The organism is Agarivorans sp. Z349TD_8 (assembly GCF_050870825.2).
In the GTDB taxonomy this organism is placed as follows: Bacteria; Pseudomonadota; Gammaproteobacteria; order Enterobacterales; family Celerinatantimonadaceae; genus Agarivorans.
In genome coordinates this window covers 1344038-1363080 of record NZ_CP194037.2, presented here as the reverse complement: position 1 = coordinate 1363080, position 19043 = coordinate 1344038, and the positions used below count along the sequence as shown (strand labels likewise).

The following is a 19043-nucleotide window of genomic DNA, read 5'->3' as shown; positions in this document are numbered from 1 at the left end:
ATGAAGAGAACATACGGAACTTAGCGAGTTTTTCGCCCAGCTCCGTTAACTGATTATTTCAAAGTAATGTTGGCGTCTTTTGCCGCATCGCGAAGGTGTTGCAAATACAGTTGTTGGATCTTGTCGTTGCTGCCTAGACCTTCGAGGATAGGAGTAACCGCAATCCCATTTTTGCTCAGCATTACTTTCCAAGAATCATCTTCATCGCCAGCCATATCATTATTTGCATGGTCACCCGCAACCACCATCAGTGGTTTAATCATGACGGTTTGGATCCGGTCATTTTTTAGCTTTTGCAATAAGGCAGCAAAATTAGGATGGCCTTCAACCAAACCAACATAGATCTGTAGGTCAGGATAAAGCTGATTTAACTGCTCTTCTAACTCGTAATACAAACCGGTCGAGAGATGATCATTACCGTGTCCCATATAAACTAAGGCGCTGTGCTGAGCTTTCGCTTGCTCAACATCGTCGACTAAAGATGTCGCCAATTTTTCTATATCCTCTGAATAAGAGTACTGTTTCCCCCAAGTTCCCATTAAGGGGCGACCCAAGGCGATCTGCTTAAAAGGCTTCCATTCCGGCTTGATGGTTTCAATAGAGTTGAGTGCATCCACATAAGCTTTTAAGTCGATAAACTCTTCGCCATGAGACAATAAAGTGGTTTGCACAACAATCTGGTTGTAGCCTTCATTCTGTAAATCGGCCAACGTTCCCAATACATTTTTCACTTGATAAAAAGACGCGGGAATTTCTGGGTGGTCTTGCTGATATTGCTGATCACTTTGTCTTTTATGCCATTTTTTGCGAATTATATTCGAGGTAAAAGCGTAACGTACCGGTGTATTCGGGTAGGCTTTTTCGACGCTTCGTTTAATCGCCAACAGCGATTCGACGGCAGAATCATATGTGGTACCAAAAGCGGCTAATACAATTGCGGATGTATGCGGTTCATTTTTATTCATTAAATCAGATGCCATGGATGAGTTTGTTGTAAATGCGAAACCAATGAGGCTCAGGCATAAATACTGGATAGACCGAGTTAATACTGTCGAAATTTGCATATATTCACCGATAAATAGATTGGTGCCTATAAACTCAAATTTTTGCTGCTTGTAAGCGAGTCTATAAGCGATTGATTAATGAAACGCAGCATTTAAGATGATTGCCGTCTTGATAGCCTCGAAGGCGACCACAAACATCGGTAGCTGATTACACCTCATCAACGCCCCCTCATCTTCTCAAAAATAAATCAATCGTCATTTGAGCAAGATCAGGCTAGGCCTGATGATCATTTCCTGTTATTGATTTTTCCTTGCAAACAAGGTAATTCATCTACAAAAAACATTGTAACTAGCTCACTGTAAACAAGTTGTGGATTGCTTTTTAATTTGAATGACTCAGTAAAATATTGTTACAAGTCGACAATATTTTTCTATCTTTGGCGATGCAAAGCACGCAAATCTCTGGCGATAAACTGAGCTTAATTCAAGCAGCTAACAGCATTTAAATTTGCCCTAAGCGCCTAGGATTGATTGAATTCTAGTGATTGTTCTTACAGCCGTGAGTCACTGACTAAAACAATAAAATACATCTGAAATGTTGCCATCTACGTCAATGTCGATCATCGGCTAACGCAGTTTAGTGAAACGCAGACTTTACCCAAGGTTTACTTAAAAAATGTATCTCGCGAGCGCTCAATCAACGCTAACAGCGGCGTAGTAAACCGTCGCGAATTTGCAGCAAGGACTGCTTTAGTTGTGTCATACTGCGACACCCCATGAGACTAATTCGCACCGCTGGCTGCTGATTAGTGACCACCGCAAAGTGATAGTCGGCGCTCACTCGAATATGCTGTTTAGCCATCAACTCGGTAAACACTTGGCTGCTCCAACCTTGAGGCAGTAATAACCAAATATGGAATGCATGATGCTTTGGCAATTGCTGATCAACAAAATCAAATTGCGCAAAGATCTGTTTCGCCAATTGCTGACGCTGCCCTGCCTGCTGCTTTTGCCACTGACTAATTCGATCGACGTCACCACTGCGAATCATTCGACAGGCCAATTCTTGTAATATTGGAGAAGGAAGCCATAGGGTTGTTCGCAACAAATGAATATAATCGTCTCGCTGAGCTTTAGGCACAACCAATAGGCCCAATCGCAAGCTAGGCGAAACACTTTTCGATAAGCTATTCAAGTAAATAGTTTGACTCGGTGCAAATGAATAAAATGGTTTGATTTCATCCTCGCTGAGAAAACCATAGATATCGTCATCGATTACTTGTATGTCAAACTCTTTCACTAACTCAGCAAGCACCTCACGGCGATTATTTGGCATCACACTCCCCGTGGGGTTTTGACAAGACGCAACCAATACCAAGGCTCGAATCGATTGCTGAGAATGCTGTTCACGTAAAGATTGTGGGCAAAGCCCCTGTTCATCTAATGACACTGCCACAGGTACACGACCAGTTTGGCGCAATACCGCTAAGATCCCCGGATAACAGAGAGACTCAACCGCCACCCGATCCCCCACCTGAGTACAAGCAAGAATCGCAAGCAGCAAACCATGCTGGGCGCCATGACAAGGGATCACTTGCTCAACCTCACAAACAACACCTTGGCGCTGCAACCATTGACTAAAAGTGGCGAGATGTTGCGGATTACCTGCACCATCTTCATAACCGCAATAACGTTCCAGATCTGCATCACTAAATTGCTTTAGATGTCGTTGCAATGGCCCGAGCAAAGGACTAACTAAAGGGGCAACCAAGGACAGATTCACCTCTCCATCGGTGCGTCCTTTGATACCATCACTCATATTACCGTTAAATATTACGAAAGTGCCTCTGCCCACACCCGCGCTCAGCAAGCCTTTGGCTTCCAATGCTTGATAAGCTTGACGAACTGTGACCGCGCTACTCCCAATGTAAGCCGCTAACTGACGATGAGCAGGTAATTTGTCCTGAAAGGTAAGCTGTTTCTTAAGAATGGCATTCTCAATACATCGCGCAATTTCTAAGTAAAGTGGTCGAGCCTGAGGATTAAAGCCAGTTAATAAATGCTGCATCGTTTCATCTTGATAGGCGTTATTGGAATAGCCGCAACTATAACAACTTTGCCCACAACAACAATCATCCCAGCAACTCAACAAGCAATAGCAACAAAGAAAAATGAAGTGCTCAATTCAACCGAGCAACAGTGCTTCTGCTCAAAGTAAGCCACCAGATGTCCTTATTTAATCACATTGGACTTAAGGTAAACCATGACAAAATGCTAAACCTCACTCTATCGGTGTCAGTTGAGCCTCTTTTGCATATACTCCCGCGTACTTAATCAGCAACGATTTGACCCATACCGGATAGTCATCGCTTTGCATCTGTTTTTCAATTTCAGGCAATAGGTACAAATAGGGGGACTTTTTAGACATAGAGATATACAAATTGCCAGTGAGGATCGAAGTGGGTAAATCAACGATGTCATCCTTAATCCCAAAGGCTTGCAACATCGCTAAACCAGAAAACCGCCCGACCGGAATAAAATCAACCCGCTGATGAAACAATTTGTGAAAATTCTGCCGATAAGTTGTCACTCGCTCAATATTGGTATTGTTTTTTAGATATCGATCAAAACGCTGCCCAATACTCACACCAAGTACCATCCCCGCTTTCTTACCTGCTAAATCTTGCCAAGTTTGGAAGGTTAATTGGGCACTTTTGTTCACAAATACAGCTTGCTCATTAAAGCCCATTGGGGTGGCAATAAATGTTGAATAGCTTTTTCTGGTTTCATTAATAAACGAGCAAATATTGATATCAACCCGCCCCGTTTCAATATAACTTTGGCAACGCTTCCATGGACCCACATAGGTCAAATCAACATCCACCCCCAGATTTGCAAACAAAGTTTTAGTGACTTCTGCGCACGCGCCTTTAATTTCCGAGCCACTGCTCCAGTTCCAAGGCGGATAATCATGATGGCCACAGGCCGACAGTTTAATTGAACTATCTTCAGCATATGCCTCTATAGGCTCCGCCAAAAAGCAACACACCATTAAAAAAAGTTGGGTCACTGCTCTTTTTTTCATGATGTTGATATCTCCAATACCATTTGAAGAACGAAACAAAAACCACCTTCACTACATCTTACTCTTACAAAATAGAGCGGATATTGATCCAAACGCTCTATAATCGTAGCCAGCCCCTTCAATTATAAATGATTAAATAGCCGAACTTTTAAATCTGTCGGCGTTATTCATCACCGTTCGCGCTTGTAAAAATGTTGACCACATACGCAGCTCACACCGTTCATTCCTCAATCACGTAAGGCTCTCTGCGATGAAATACTACCCTCCCGAACAAAATTCTGTTTCACAGTCATTGGAGGTCTCATGATTGACTCAGCTAAATAAGTCAATTTTCAAATAATAAGATGAAAACATGCTCATCATTTGAAATTGAACTAGTTCAATGTAACTATCATTGCAACAAATCTTAAGCCATCTAACCACAGAGGGAGATTACCAATGGATACATCTCAAACCAGCAGCGTTGCATTTATCGGTTTAGGCACAATGGGTTACCCCATGGCAGGCCACTTAAGTAAACAAGGATTTAAGGTGGTCATTTATAACCGCAGCGACGCCAAGGCGAAGGCTTGGTTGAGTGAGTATCAGGGGACTCAAGCTGCCACACCGGGGGGTGCCGCAGCTCAAGCCGATATTATACTCACTTGTGTTGGTAACGATGAAGACGTGAGACAAGTTTATTGCGGCGAAAATGGCATTTTCGCCAAAACGAAGGCCAATAGCATCTTAGTTGACCATACCACCGCCTCGGCAGGCCTAGCGAGAGAACTCTACGCCCAAGCCCAACAGCGGCAACTGCAATTTTTAGACGCCCCAGTGTCTGGTGGTGAGGCCGGAGCAATCAACGGTGCCTTAACTGTGATGGTAGGCGGAGAACAAGCCGCCTTAGATAAAGTACAAGCGGTACTTAACAGCTACGCCAAAGCGGTTAATCTTGTCGGAGGTGCAGGCTATGGGCAACGCTGTAAAATGGTCAATCAGCTGTGTATTGCTGGGGTCTTGCAAGGCCTATCGGAAGCACTACAATTAGCAAAAGCGGCCGACTTGGACATCAATACGGTGGTCAATGTTCTTCAGCACGGTGCCGCCGGCAGTTGGCAGTTAGCAAATCGGGCAAACAGTATGGCTGACGACAAGTTTGATTTTGGTTTCGCGATCGATTGGATGCGCAAAGACTTAGCCATTTGTTTCGATGAAGCTGAAAATCTAGGAATTGATTTACCCCTTGCTAAACAAGTTGATGCGGAGTATGCGAAACTGCAACAGCGCGGTTACTCACGTAGCGATACCTCGGTACTGATTAAACAGTTTGATAAATAACCGATAAAAATACAAAAAAAACCTAAGGCCACAGGCCTTAGGTCAGTCACACGCGAGAACGTGGGTATTAGTTCAAAAGTTAAAAAACATTAGAAGTAAAACACATTGAGTACAATACAGCGGCACCAGAGGACAGATAACCAAGAGACAACTCTTGCCTTCATCCATGTATGGCACGTAGTGACTCGGAACTAGCAGCGTTGGCTCAAACTTATTCAAACCCCTAAAACTGGCTTAAATACTGCTAACCACTGTATAGTAGCTCAATTAACAACCAAGCCGGTGAATGAAATTTAAACAACTGTAAGGATAACGGTACAGCGATTCATAAGCGGATTCCGCTCAATGATTACAACAGAGCACCAAGCTTTCACTTGCACCGCTTCCAAAGCTAGACTAAGCTCGCGGCCAATCGCAGTAGCGACATACATTTTCCTGGCGAAATCACGCCACATTTATCAGATATAGGTAAGTCAATGACTATTATTGCCGTTCCCGAATTAGCTAAACCAGAAATTAGAAATCATCACAAACTACGCCACCTTAAAAAGATGGCGATTGGCCCTTTTGCTCAAACCTGTGCCGAAATTCGTTTCGTCACTGATATTGAAAAATTTGACGAAATTGAAGCAGCGCTAGTGCAAGTCCAACAGCAGCAAACTTGGGAGTTATTTATTGCCTACTTTAATCAACAATATCATGTGGCAATCACCTTTTTGACTGAACAAACTCCGCTCGAAGAAGTATTAACCACCGCCACCGAAGTGATTACCCAACTTGCCGGTCCCGTTGAACTAGATATTTTAGCGGGTGATGCAAACTACGGAGACTGGGACAGCTGCTACGCAAACTAGTATAGCTTGAACTATCACGCCGATTCAGTCCGGCGTGAACATCACCCATTAACTCAGTTATTTACCCTGCTCTACCAATGCTCTAATCTTGAATGCCTTCTCAAAATGATCGAGTTTATGTTCGAGGATCCACCAGCTTGCAGCTTCCATCAGTAATTCTGGGTCATCATTTCTATTGGCAAAAAATGCGTAAAAAGACAAACCAACACTCTCGCCCTTCTGCTGGATCTTTTGCTCACATACCGCAATAATTTTATCGCGTAAAGTTTGACGCATCTTCAACTACCCATCGTTTGTTAAATAACATAGCGCTCATCAACTAAAATCGCCCTGCCAGCCTGGCGCAATCGCCAAACCCGACACGCCTGCTAATACCGAGCTGTCCTGCAAAGCTAATTGATATTCAGCACCACTCAAAACATGCTCAGCCGAGCAATCAACATTCCATTGTCTTAATAGATATCCAGCCAATGCAGCACGCACAACTAAGCTTAAACAACCATCCTGCATCGCATAATCAAGCTCAATCGCTAATGAGTTTTTAATACGGGGATGCGGCACCAAATTTAACTCAAGCATTTGATTCCATTGCTTATCATATTGTCGACCTTCCACGGTGGATATTGAAGCATCGAGTAAGGCAAGCTGAGTAAAACGAGTACAAACAAAATCTCTAAAACTCTGGCTCTGCCGATCAAAGGCGCGAACATGCCAACGATGACCGTTATTCACTAAGCTATGTGGCACAATTTCGCGGCGAGTCTCTCCAGAAGAAACCGAAACATAAGCACAACTTAATGCCACTCGATGATGAATAGCGCGCATGATGGCAGCAATAAATTCTGCTTTAGGATGAACCAGACGAACTGCATCAAAGCAGCTATCGCTTGGTTCTAAAGGAAAAGATAAACCATCGCCAAATCCCTGCGACAACCCCGTTAATATCGCTTCTGGATTATGCGAAAACAGCGGTTCAAATTGGTTTCTACGCAGGTAACGTCGGGCTTTATGATCCAGCACCGCATTTGTCGGTGCGAGCTGTTTATAGGCGGCTAAATCACGAGTCGCTGCCGCTAATCCAGTCTGAAATCGACTAATCAGATCGCTACGACTCACTTCTCCAAAGTATTCCAAACTAAAATCAATAAAGGCCAAGCGAGTTCGTTGTCCATGATTTAATTGCTTCAATTCCATCTCAAAAATCTCCATCTTCAACAATGGAAATACTATCAACAGCATACGCCATAGGCAATCATTATGATTAGGGGTATTGAAGCATAAAGCGGCAAAGCCACTAAGTCCGACATCTGTCGCTTTACTAGGGGCCCCATTGAAGTGAATCACCGAATAAATGCGAAAAGACACATCAGAGAGCAGTCAATGGGCTGACATTTAGGCATTCAAACCCACCATCCCCTCAGGCGGATAACGATCGCCTGACAAAGGCATCTTTTCAATCTGCTGCTCTAAGGCGCTTTGTTCTTGCGCGGATAAAACGATATCGTGACTCGCGCAATTCTCTTCTAAAAAGGACAAGCGACGCGTTCCAGGAATCGGCACAATGTCTTCTCCCTTAGACAATAGCCAAGCCAAACAAAGTTGCGCTGGGCTGCATTGTTTTTGCTGCGCCATATGTGCGATAAGAGACGCAATGGGTTGATTCTCGGCCATCGCCTGCGCGGAAAAGCGTGGCAACATAGCCCGAAAGTCGCCTTGCTCAAAAGCTTGGTGTTGCCGAAACAAACCCGAGAGAAATCCACGCCCCAGCGGTGAATAAGGCACAAAGCCAATGCCTAATTCTCGGCAAGTTGGTAAGACTTGCTGTTCAACCTCCCTTGACCACAAAGAATACTCGGTTTGCACCGCTGTAATTGGATACACTGCATGCGCTCTTCGCAAGGTACTGGCATTTACTTCGCACAAACCGATATGAGCAATTTTACCAGCTTTCACCAAGTCAACTAAACCCGCCATGGTTTCTTCAATGGGTTGCTCAACATCAATTCGATGCACATAATACAAATCAATTTGCTCGACACCTAAGCGACGTAATGATGCTTCGCATGCTTGTCGTGCATAACTTGGATGATTATTAATACGACGAGCATATTCTCCGGGTTCACGCACAATGCCAAACTTAGTGGCAATTTTTATATCGGCAGAACTTTGCGCAAGAAAACGACCAAGCAGCTGTTCATTATGATGAGAACCATACATATCTGCACTATCAAAAAAATTGACACCAAGCTCTACCGCGCGGGCTAATACCTTCATCGACTGCTCGTCATTCTTAGGGCCATAAAACTCACTCATGCCCATACACCCTAAGCCCATAGATGACACCATCAAGGATTGCCCTAGTTGTCTTTGTTTCATATTCATTTCTCAGCTTATTGATCCAAAGCAAACATCATGTCATATTCCAAAAATGAAATATTTAGACAAAACTAGCAATCAATCTTCCAAAATTGAAAAAAGCATCGTTACACAACTGGTTTGGGATGATGCACGCTGCTTTCTGGCGCTCGCCAGAAATGGCACTTTGACAGCGTCAGCGCAAACCATGGGCATCGGTATCGCCACCTTGTCCCGACGAATAGAAAGGTTGGAGAAGGCTCTGGGGCTTCCTCTATTTATACGCCAACAAACTGGTTACCTGCTCAGCGAAGAAGGAAAGGCGCTATTAAATAAAGCAGAACAAATGGAGGCAGCAAGCCAAGCATTTATCTCGGATGCAGAATGTAATCAAAGCTTATCGGGTAAAATTCGCCTCGCCACTGCGGAGAATTTAGCGAGCCATTTGATCCTGCCTGCGTTGCCTGCGTTTTATCAACAATACCCACAACTCAAATTAGAAATCCTCACCGGGATCCATACCAGTAACCTACACCGCAACGATGCCGATCTTGCATTACGAATGGTAAGGCCAAGCAGCGGTCACGTTAGTTTTAAACGCATCGGCCAACTCGGTTACGGGCTATACGCCAGCCTCGGATTTCTAGAACAGCAGCAATTAACGCCAAGCCATTCCGTAAACGAAAACGATGCATTCATTAGCTGGAATGACTCGGAAAGTCACCTACCTGCAGCGCAATGGGTGCAACAAATACTCAAAGGTTGTGAGCCAATACTAACCACAAGCTCTGTCGCTTCACAGCTCTCAGCTTGTTGCTCCGGTCTTGGTTTTGCGGTGCTACCTAACCTTCTTGCGGTCAAACAAGGCTTAGTACGTATCGATACAGATGTCGCCATAGATCAAGCTATTTATTTGGTGATCCAAGCCGATCTCTGCCATTCGCCAAGGATCAGAGCCATGGCAGACTTCTTAAGCGATTTAGTGAAGTCCAATCAACATCAACTGGAATGACCCGCAAATACCAATTAGATTGATGGACTTAAAGCCCCAGTCGGTGCTCTTTATACCACCTAAATATCGGGGACCGTGAAAGTGGTCAAGTGAATCTAGACACCATTTTATAATTGAGTCCGTACTTTCTCTATGACTCAATTTGGCTCAATTTTTTTAGGAATTGAAGCGACCATCACACTCGCAAAAATAATGCAGCCGCCTAAAACTTGTAACGCGGATAAGGATTCATTTAGCCAAATCACCGCAAAAATAGCACCAAACATCGGTTCACTGCCCATTAATAGTGAAACCTTGGTCGGGGATAACTTTCTCACCGCATGATTTTGCACAAAAAAAGCAAACAAGGTACAGCACACAACCAAATATCCCATGATCAACCAAAATTCGACATTCGTTGGAAATGTCATATTCAAACCCGAATTATATAAAATAACACCACCAGCACTGGCCGCGACAACTAAAGATTGAATGCAGGTAAGCGTTACGTTGGTAATGACCTTATCTTGAGTGATTCGCTTAGTCGTTGTCACCATCATCGCTCGAAGTAATGCCGCCGATAAAATAAAATAGTCACCTCGATTTAATGTTAATTCCAAGCCACTAGAATCGGTTAACAAGAAAACCCCGACAACGCTTGAGACCGCAAGAAAAAACATCCCCCTGCTGATAGCGTTTTTGTTAATGAAGACTTCAACAAACGAAGTAAATATGACCGACAAACTGATCAAAAATGCAGCTTTACTCGCAGAGGTTTGAAATACTCCTGTCACTTCAAAAAAGAAAATTGCAGCCAAAATAGATCCCGTTGGAAAAGCAACTTTCCAATCTTTACTACGCCCCATGTAGATATCTCGAAGTGCCATCGGCAACAACGATAAAAAAGCAACCGAAAAACGGAGCATAATAAACACCATCACTGAGCTATAAATGAGCGCCTGCTTCGTTAAGCCATAACTGGTTCCCCAAAAAATAGCGACCGACAGAAGCGCAATTTCTAAGACGGGAACATAAAGTTTCCGGTGATTCTTTTTAGTCACTTTTACTTCGAGTTGTATGCTGTCATTCATAGTCGCTCCTTAAATTCACATTAACGGTAAGTCGTTTGACACCAACAGTATCAATGAGTAACTTAAACGGAACAATACAGCTGATACGCAAAGGATAATTGCACTGTGGACACAAATAGAATCATGAATTTGATGCCCGAAATGGTCACCTTTGTGACAGTGATTGAACAAGGGAGCTTTTCTAAAGCGGCAGTCAAACTAGGCGTGATGCCCTCGTCTGTTAGCCGTTCAATCAGTAAACTTGAAAAGATGCTGGAACAAAAACTGATTGAAAGAACCACTCGAAGCTTACGTCTAACGAGTATTGGTGAAGATGTATTTCAACTTTGTCTTGATATGCTTAAATTTGCTAAACAAGCCGTCGATGCTGCGCAAGTCAATCAAAATACAGTGTCAGGAGACCTGACGGTTGCCGCGCCGAAAGCTTTAGCTCGTCAAGTTCTGATGCCAATAGTTTTAGCTTTTATTCGAGCCTATCCCAATGTCTCGTTAAAATGGAAAATCGCTGATCATTATATTGACCCAATTGGGGGAGAAGTGGATCTCGTGATTCATATTACCGATAATCCTGTTGAAGGTTTAATTGCAAAAAAAATGGGCCGAGTGAAACGTATTGCTTGCGCTAATCTCAATTATATCCAACAACATGGCTTACCAACGCATCCAAATGATCTCATGGAGCATCAATGCATCGGTTATGGCGAAACGGCTGCTGATAATTCATGGACATTAAGTCATCACAATAAAAAACATACTATTAAAATTAAGGGACCTCTGGCGGTTAATCATAGTGAAATAAGAAGAGAAGCTGTATTGCAAGGTTTGGGGATTTCGATTTTCCCAGACTTTACCGTATCTAAATACCTCGACTCTGGGCAACTTATTCAAGTATTACCCGAATGGCATATCAAAGGAGATTACCAAGGAAATGTTGTTGCGCAGTACCCGCAATCAAAATACATTCCGAATCAACTTAAAGCCTTCATTGACTTTCTGACTGAACGCTATGACCATTCTAACTCATGACTCCCTTTACTCCATTCCAAGCGCTGAATGTAGCTCTGTTCTATGCTTATCCCGTAAGCTAAGGAGCAGGCACAACCAGTCTGGTCATTTTTGCTTATCGCTCAGATCGTAAAAAGGTCGAATAGGAGAACCTACAAACCTTGAGATACAAACTATTGAGTCTAACGACGAGACACCAAACAGCAGCGCCTATGGGCATCTTCCCATCTGCGAATACCAATCAGATTCATTATATGAGCAACTGATTACCCAGCATAAATCTGTCGATAACCAGCCATGAAGAGCAGTAACTCGTGGCTCTAATGACTGATACATCACGCAATTAGCGGTGATTTAAGCCCGCGACAATCAACAGACAATGAGTTAGATTGGTATCTAACACCTAGGAAAGTTTTATGAATTCATTTCGGCACTCAAATCATGAGTGAAGTCGTCACGCTGCTGGCCAATTGTGCTCAACTGGCAGAATGCCCACGCTGGGATCCAGAGCGCCGGCTTCTATATTGGGTTGATATTGAGGCAGGCCGATTACACGCATTTGATCCCAAAACAGGACAAGATGATTTTTTGCAATTAGATGAAGAAATTGCTTGTTTCGCTATTCGGGAGAAAGGCGGCTTTGTTGCTGGCCTAAGATCAGGCTTGGTCACCATCGATTCTTTGCAAGGTGGTATCACGCCCATTGTCGATCCGGAGCAAGACAAACCACAACAACGCTTTAATGACGGCCGCTGTGATCCTGCTGGGCGTTTTATTGCTGGTACGTTGAATCCAAACAAAGATGCCTATAGTGGCCATTTCTATACGCTAGACATCGATCATTCAGTGCGTCAGATCGTAGGGGAAAATTGGACCTCGAACGGCCTAGCATTTAGTCCCGATGGTAAAACCCTTTATTACTCGGACACGCCACGTCATGTGATATTTGCCTGTGATTATAATGTCGATACAGGGACAGTGAGTAAGCAACGTGAATTTATCCGTTTTCCTTATGGTTTTGGACGTCCCGATGGCGCAGCCGTTGATAGCGAAGGTTATTACTGGAGCGCGCTTTACGATGGAGGTCGAATTGTACGTATCAGTCCAGCGGGAAAAATAGTTGCAACGATTACTGTGCCAGCCAAAAAGCCAACAATGGTGGCGTTTGGTGGTGATTCGCTAAATACCTTATTTATTACCAGCGCTGATACAGATGACCCAGCAGAGAAGGCTCAGTATCCATTGTCTGGTAGCATATTTGCGATAAACTTAGCAGTGACAGGCTTGCTTGAACCGAAGTTTAAAGGCTAAAAGCTCAAGTATGGTGGGCATGAGATGACTCACAGGCAAATAGTCATCCCCCAGAAAATTAACGGCTTATATGGCGATTCAGCTCAGAATAACCCGTCACCAAAGCCGCTATGAGTCATATAACGCGAATAACTGCACCCCGCGATAAAGCAATGCAAACCTATAATCATGATGTAAATTGATGCATCATCGATCTTCCGGTTTTAGATGTTTAGCGCTTGCCGAAAATTCTTTCAGTTCTTCGATACTATATTTGCTATGCACTCTTTCAACTGAAGCAGGCTGGTGGCCAATACTTACGCCAGTGCGCCTCGCCATTTTAGGGCGAATAGGACGAGAGACAAAGCCACCACCACAATTTGGACATACATTTTCTAATATCTCACTTACACATGCGACACAGAAAGTGCATTCGTATGTACAAATCATTGCCTCTGTAGAATCTGGCGCTAAATCTTTATCACAGCACTCACAATTAGGTCTAATTTGCAGCATATACTAACGCCAAGTTGATAAACATGAAGCTTCTGTATGCGCCGCATAAAAATAGAAGCAAAGCCACATGAAAAAACGTCATCGAGCCCACAATTGATAGATACTTTATTCAGGACGCTCTGCAAATTGAGGTAAGTCATCGTGAATATCATCCCATGAGGCTTTACTGGCCACAAAAATATGACTCGCCTTTTCGACAGCGATGTCATCATCCAAAGTACCCACTCGAAGCCGCAAAATTTCCGGTATAGACATACGCTGACTATATATTGGCGAACCACAAGTGTCACAGAAAAAACGCTTCGCATCGTCTGACGAAGCATAGCTCCGTAAAAGGTGCTCTCCTGCCAGAAAATTAAAATCAAGCGACTTAACCGGAGCATTTAATGCGAAGGCAGAACCATTAGACTTTCGACATTTGCTACAGTGACAAAACATGGCTGGATTTAGTTCTCCATTAATCTCGTAGCGGATCCCACCGCATAGACAACTGCCTTTCAAACTCATATTAGTTTCTCTCTTTACAAATCAACAACAGTAACCAGACTAACAGTAATCAGACAGCCATCCTAACAACCGAATTTTCCACTGTCGAGAACCGGATAAGCATGGTTCAAAGCAAGCTAAATCGGTAAGCCTAGTCTTAAAAAATCTATGGGCTATTTACGATCGAGAGGAGTATCCAATTGATTTAAAAACAGAATAGGCATCGACTACGAAAATTCTATGTCTAATGTATGCCGCGCATATTTATACCTGAACTATCTATGGGGCGCACAGGCATATCGCCTGCCAATATAGCCCTGTTAAAATCACCAGTCACCATATAATATTCAAACCTCAGTGAAGGTTTCAGGCGCCGCTCTTTGTTGGCTTCTAAAGCAAACCATCAAAGTATCAACCAACCCTCGTTGACACTTTGAGCCAAATAAATCGTGATAAACTTATCAAGCCTCGATGAGCCAAAATCTGCTTATAAATTGCCGACGCCTCCGTCGATCAACAATTCAGATCCGAGCATATAAGCTGACTCATCCGAGGCCATAAATACTGCAGCTTGTGCTAATTCCCACGGTGAGCCCATTCTTTTTAAGGGGACCAATGCTTTTACCTCTTCAATCAGAGCCTCGCGTTTTTCTTTCGACAAGCCAAATTTATTAAAAGCATCCGTTTGCGTTGGACCAGGGCTAATACTATTGACTCGGATCCCTCGCTCTTTGAGTTCGCCGGATAAGGTTCTCGCCAAAGAGATCAGCCCCGCTTTGCTGGCTGCGTAAACACTGCTTTGCGCTAAACCTATTTGAGCGGAAACACTACCACAGAGAATAATTGATGCAGAGTCGGATAATAGTGGTAACAGAGATTGAATCAGAAAAAATGGGCCTTTTAAGTTCGTATTCATCACTTGATCAAAACTAGTTTCATCCCAGTCTTCCAGGGGCTTATGGGTCACATCGCCAGCATTGATATAGACAATATCCAGCTTGGGAAATTCATCCATTAAACGCTGTGCTAATTCTGCTTGCTGCTCAACATTACAAGCATCACTTTTTAGAACTAAGGCCTGATTTCCCAACAGCGCTTGAGCATCAACTAAACCTGTTTCATTGCGACCAGTCACTGCGATAGTGGCACCTTCCAGCTGAAACTGTTTGGCCGTTTCTAAACCAATCCCGGCAGTACCACCAGTAATCAGTGCATATTTATTATGGAGTCGTTTTGTCATGAGCTTTACCTTCACAAGTTGCCTGAGGGGGAGGCACATATTATTATCCGACTTGTATCATTTAGATAGTAGGTACCAAATGGATACTAAAGAGATAATGAATATGAGAGACCAAAAACTTCAAAAAAACTCACGCTGCCCCATGGTAGATTTTGTCAATATCGTGTCCGGAAAATGGGCCATCCCAATTCTATACCGATTAATCATCACCGATGACGTGATTCGCTTCGGGGCTTTACAAAGAGCGATCGGTACGATTACTCAGAAAGAGCTGACCAAACAACTCAGAGCATTTGAAGTTTTAGGGATCGTATCAAGGCATGTATATCCAGAAATGCCACCTCGTGTCGAATATCAAATTACCGAGCTGGGTAAAACATTAAAACCGACCCTCGATTTACTGGCACTCTGGATGAACGAACATCGGGAGGAGCTATTAACAAATATGCTAATTCAATCTGATAATACTTAAGCTCAAATACCGAAGAATTGAGTGGATGCTCATAGGATAATGAGCATCAGAGAGAAGACCTTGTTGTCGTCGAAAATCTAAGCTGGCCTCAACCCATTTACTCTTGAGTTGAGTCGTCTTTATTTAACACGATGCCGGTTTTGCTAATGGTAATTAAACCGTCTTTATATAAACGGCCAATGGCTTTTTTGAAGGTACCTTTACTCACCCCAAAAATGGCTGAAATCGCTTGTGGTGAACTTTTATCGCTGAGCGCCAAATAGCCCTGCTCTTCTTTTAACTTAGCTAAAATAGTATCACCAATATCAATCGCTTTTTGAATACCGATGGGCTCTAAGCTCAAGTCGAGTTTTCGGTCATCACGTACTTTTTGAATATAACCACGGCAGGCATAGCCAGCACGGATCCGCTTAAACACTTGGTCATAATACAATACGCCCCAATGCTGATGGTTAACCACCACTTTGTAGCCTAACTCCGTACGCCCAGCGACTAACAAATCCACTTTATCACCATCTTTGTAGTGATGGTCTGACTTATCAATATAACGATCTAATTTATTGCTCGCAGCGATACGTTGTTCATTATCGAGGTAAACATAGACCACATAATGACGGTCGACTTCCATTGGTTGCTGCTGCTCTGCAAAAGGCAAGAACAGATCTTTATCTAGACCCCAATCGAGAAAAATACCGACATCATTGATATCTTTCACTCGCAAGTTAGCGCACTGGCCCACTTGCACCTGCGGATGCTGTAAAGTGGCGATGAGGTTACGCTCACTATCACGATAAACAAATACCGATAAGCTATCTCCAAGCGCCAGCTCGGGCTGCACTTCTTTGGATGGTAATAATACATCGCCAAACTCGCCACCATCTAGGTAGGCACCTAAGTCAGCCATTTCAATCACGGCTAATTGATTAAGGCGTCCAATTTCCAACATGCTCACTCTCTTGTTACGTTCAACCGACTCCTGCTGAGCCAAGATGTCAGTATAACATGCTAAAAACGAATTCTAACTAATGCCCTCACTTTAATACAAAGGCTTCGCTAAGCGGGTTTAAGAGTGTTCACAATGGTTAAAACCTGCAAACTAACATCCGATTCAATTTTGGTAGCGAGCTGATAGGCCGATTCCACTTGAGCTTTCACAGTGTTCATTTTACTGCTGAAACTTCCCATGTGTTGACTCTGCTCACGAATGAATTGGCCTGCTTGATGCGCCACTTTTACCGAAGTTTGTGCCTGCTCCCTTACTTGATAAGTAGTTTCCATCAACTTAGAGGATATTTGTTGTTGATGTTCACTGGCCTGTTCAATCCCGCCAATATTCACCTCTAGCTCAGATGACGAGCGCTTAAGATGCTGTAAAATGGCGGTGATTTCTTCCAGCGACGTTTGGGTCCGCATCGATAAACTTCTCACCTCTTCGGCCACAACCGAGAAACCACGGCCGTGCTCTCCGGCCCGCGCCGCTTCGATTGCCGCGTTTAGAGCCAACAAGTTAGTTTGGTCTGCAATATTGCGGATCACATCCAAAATGGCACTTACATCACTGACCGCTCCCACCAAACTGGCTAAAGAAGCGCGACCCTGAACAACCGCAGTACTGGTTCGCTGATTGGCATCAATCACTTGAGCGACATCTTGCTGGGATTCATTCATCGCATGTTCGGTCGCGTTTGCATTATGCTCCACATCACTGGAAATTTGATTTAACTGCTCGGTCAATTTCCCTAGTTGCACCATCAACAGTTGCGACTCAGAGACCTGATGATCAGTTTGCTCAGAAGTTAAATAGACTTGGCGCACCTGTTCAGAAACAGCGTCAAGTGAATTGGAAACCACCGACAACTGTTGATTTTTAAGTTTCTCTAACTGCTCTTGTTTGGCCAGCAACTGGTTAAAGAAAGTCGCGATTTCACCTATTTCAGTGTTATCACGTCTCACTCTTAAGCGTTCGATCAGGCCATTTTGTACCAACATAGCAAAGCCATTACGTAACTCGCGCAAAGGTGTTAGCACCGTGCGCTTCATAACCCATTGCATCACCACCGCAATCAATAAAATCAAGCCCGCCACACTATAAAGAGTCGCTGCCACTCGCTGCATCACCGCATCTCGCTGTTCGAGCACTTGCAGCTCAGCTTGGTCAATCTGTTGAGTCAACTGGTTTATATCAGCAAGCAATGCCTCACGCATGATGTTTCGCTGCTGAATTAGCTCAGCAGAAGAGTTGAGCTCTTTCGGATAACGTTGGATCAAGCTACCTAGCTCCGCTTTAATTTCTTCCCCTAAATCGACTGCTTCATCAGGCTCACCGAGCGCAAACTCATCCACTTCCACTTCACTCATCACTCCCAGCAAGGGCTGTTTATCAATTAACTCAAATTGTTGGCGGAGCTGCTTCAAGGCATCATCATAAGCCAGCTTGCTTTGCTCTGAAGCATTTGCGAAGTAGCGATTACGCTGCATCGACAAAGACGCCACCGAATTCAGCAATTCGCTGCCACCGGTGATATAGGCCTTGGCTGAATCGTCATATTTTGCCGCTAAACCGTAATCAATAAAACTATCGGCCCAGCCTCGCATCTCTCGCTCAGCATTAATCAATAAACCCTGCTCATTGCCGCTTAATTTACCGAGAGCCAAGTAGCGAGTATGCAAAGACTCAAGCAGTTCATTCAACTGCTGAGATAACTGACTAAGTTTCAACCCTTCAGTACGAGCCACTAAATCTTCTAGTAAACTCTCTGCATCACTCAATTCGATGGCATTACCAGTGCTTAAATAGCGATTCACCTTTGCCACTAAGTGCTGATTAAATTGTGACTTGAGCGACTGATAGTGCTGCAACTGTTGGTTTGATACATTCAACTTCGCTAAAGAAAAATACAGCGCCACAATCAGTATCGAGCTCACTGCCAGTAAGGAAAAAGCAGATAAGCTTGAAAACTTTGAAACTCGCATAAAAACTCCTAATACAACTAACGAAGCGCTAAAGCCGCTCTGGCATTCGAGGGGTCATTGACCTTTCGAATTTAACTTTCGCTCAATTTTAAGGTTTCTTGAGCTCTGTGCAGGTCAGCGGTGTTCAACAAGTAACGAGCAACAAAGCAGCAAAACGTTTGGCAAAACCCTCCAAGCAATGCTGATAATGAACGCCGTCAGCAAGCACGACTAAGCCATCCAAAACAATCACAAATCGTCGACCGATGTTCATGTTATTGGCAGCTATTAGGCTCCAAATTAAGTGGCGATATTATGAAGGAATTATGACAAATTAATGACAGCAAAAACGAGGCGAAGAGATGACACAAAGATCCAACTA

Annotated in this window: 18 protein-coding genes; 6 read left to right on the top strand and 12 right to left on the bottom strand. The window is 43.7% G+C overall.

What is annotated here, in order from left to right:
* Positions 1-53: 53 nt before the first annotated feature.
* The 3 genes from ACRRS1_RS06140 to ACRRS1_RS06130 all read right to left on the bottom strand — a co-directional run bounded on the left by ACRRS1_RS06140 (position 54) and on the right by ACRRS1_RS06130 (position 4089).
* Positions 54-965 carry a sirohydrochlorin cobaltochelatase gene (locus tag ACRRS1_RS06140; RefSeq protein WP_432468182.1) on the bottom strand — a complete coding sequence of 304 codons (912 nt, stop codon included), beginning with the start codon at positions 963-965 and terminating at the stop codon, positions 54-56.
* Between the two features lie 742 nt (positions 966-1707).
* Positions 1708-3072, bottom strand: a complete 1365-nt coding sequence (locus tag ACRRS1_RS06135; RefSeq protein WP_432468184.1) for a PLP-dependent aminotransferase family protein — start codon at positions 3070-3072, stop codon at positions 1708-1710.
* A gap of 213 nt (positions 3073-3285) precedes the next feature.
* Positions 3286-4089, bottom strand: coding sequence for a substrate-binding periplasmic protein (locus ACRRS1_RS06130; RefSeq protein WP_432468186.1), 804 nt, complete (start codon positions 4087-4089; stop codon positions 3286-3288).
* Positions 4090-4527: 438 nt separating this feature from the next.
* Between ACRRS1_RS06130 and ACRRS1_RS06125 the strand changes: the two genes are divergently transcribed.
* Together ACRRS1_RS06125 and ACRRS1_RS06120 are read left to right on the top strand one after the other, a co-directional pair.
* Positions 4528-5409: an NAD(P)-dependent oxidoreductase gene (locus ACRRS1_RS06125; protein ID WP_432468188.1), complete on the top strand. Its 882-nt coding sequence runs from the start codon at positions 4528-4530 to the stop codon at positions 5407-5409.
* A gap of 476 nt (positions 5410-5885) precedes the next feature.
* A complete protein-coding gene (locus ACRRS1_RS06120) occupies positions 5886-6263 on the top strand; it encodes a hypothetical protein (RefSeq protein ID WP_432454034.1) in 378 nt (125 codons plus the stop codon).
* A gap of 57 nt (positions 6264-6320) precedes the next feature.
* Here the strand turns inward: ACRRS1_RS06120 and ACRRS1_RS06115 are convergent, their stop codons facing one another.
* The 3 genes from ACRRS1_RS06115 to ACRRS1_RS06105 form a co-directional block, all read right to left on the bottom strand.
* On the bottom strand, positions 6321-6539 hold the full coding sequence (locus ACRRS1_RS06115; protein WP_432454035.1) for a DUF6500 family protein: 219 nt from the start codon (positions 6537-6539) through the stop codon (positions 6321-6323).
* 39 nt (positions 6540-6578) lie between these two features.
* Positions 6579-7457, bottom strand: a complete 879-nt coding sequence (locus ACRRS1_RS06110) for a WYL domain-containing protein (protein WP_432468190.1) — start codon at positions 7455-7457, stop codon at positions 6579-6581.
* A gap of 198 nt (positions 7458-7655) precedes the next feature.
* Positions 7656-8639, bottom strand: coding sequence for an aldo/keto reductase (locus ACRRS1_RS06105; RefSeq protein WP_432468192.1), 984 nt, complete (start codon positions 8637-8639; stop codon positions 7656-7658).
* A 52-nt stretch (positions 8640-8691) separates the two neighbouring features.
* Here ACRRS1_RS06105 and ACRRS1_RS06100 point away from each other — a divergent pair, with 52 nt between their 5' ends.
* Complete coding sequence (locus tag ACRRS1_RS06100; protein WP_432458919.1) at positions 8692-9630, top strand: LysR family transcriptional regulator; 939 nt, start codon at positions 8692-8694, stop codon at positions 9628-9630.
* 137 nt (positions 9631-9767) lie between these two features.
* On the opposite strand, the gene ACRRS1_RS06095 is transcribed toward ACRRS1_RS06100, so the two are convergent.
* Entirely contained in the window at positions 9768-10700 is a 933-nt protein-coding gene (locus tag ACRRS1_RS06095; RefSeq protein WP_432454039.1) for a DMT family transporter, read from the bottom strand.
* Between the two features lie 105 nt (positions 10701-10805).
* On the opposite strand from ACRRS1_RS06095, the gene ACRRS1_RS06090 reads away from it, so the two are divergent.
* A complete protein-coding gene (locus ACRRS1_RS06090) occupies positions 10806-11726 on the top strand; it encodes a LysR family transcriptional regulator (RefSeq protein WP_432454040.1) in 921 nt (306 codons plus the stop codon).
* A 420-nt stretch (positions 11727-12146) separates the two neighbouring features.
* A complete protein-coding gene (locus tag ACRRS1_RS06085; RefSeq protein ID WP_432458916.1) occupies positions 12147-13016 on the top strand; it encodes an SMP-30/gluconolactonase/LRE family protein in 870 nt (289 codons plus the stop codon).
* Between the two features lie 186 nt (positions 13017-13202).
* Here the strand turns inward: ACRRS1_RS06085 and ACRRS1_RS06080 are convergent, their stop codons facing one another.
* The 3 genes from ACRRS1_RS06080 to ACRRS1_RS06070 all read right to left on the bottom strand — a co-directional run bounded on the left by ACRRS1_RS06080 (position 13203) and on the right by ACRRS1_RS06070 (position 15237).
* Entirely contained in the window at positions 13203-13511 is a 309-nt protein-coding gene (locus ACRRS1_RS06080; RefSeq protein WP_432458915.1) for a DUF1272 domain-containing protein, read from the bottom strand.
* A gap of 105 nt (positions 13512-13616) precedes the next feature.
* Positions 13617-14018, bottom strand: a complete 402-nt coding sequence (locus tag ACRRS1_RS06075) for a GFA family protein (RefSeq protein WP_432458914.1) — start codon at positions 14016-14018, stop codon at positions 13617-13619.
* A 466-nt stretch (positions 14019-14484) separates the two neighbouring features.
* Complete coding sequence (locus ACRRS1_RS06070; protein ID WP_432458913.1) at positions 14485-15237, bottom strand: SDR family oxidoreductase; 753 nt, start codon at positions 15235-15237, stop codon at positions 14485-14487.
* 79 nt (positions 15238-15316) lie between these two features.
* Between ACRRS1_RS06070 and ACRRS1_RS06065 the strand changes: the two genes are divergently transcribed.
* Complete coding sequence (locus ACRRS1_RS06065; RefSeq protein WP_432458912.1) at positions 15317-15709, top strand: winged helix-turn-helix transcriptional regulator; 393 nt, start codon at positions 15317-15319, stop codon at positions 15707-15709.
* Between the two features lie 97 nt (positions 15710-15806).
* On the opposite strand, the gene ACRRS1_RS06060 is transcribed toward ACRRS1_RS06065, so the two are convergent.
* Together ACRRS1_RS06060 and ACRRS1_RS06055 are read right to left on the bottom strand one after the other, a co-directional pair.
* Positions 15807-16655: a CvfB family protein gene (locus ACRRS1_RS06060; protein WP_432458911.1), complete on the bottom strand. Its 849-nt coding sequence runs from the start codon at positions 16653-16655 to the stop codon at positions 15807-15809.
* A 107-nt stretch (positions 16656-16762) separates the two neighbouring features.
* A complete protein-coding gene (locus ACRRS1_RS06055; protein WP_432458910.1) occupies positions 16763-18682 on the bottom strand; it encodes a methyl-accepting chemotaxis protein in 1920 nt (639 codons plus the stop codon).
* Between the last annotated feature and the right edge of the window lie 361 nt (positions 18683-19043).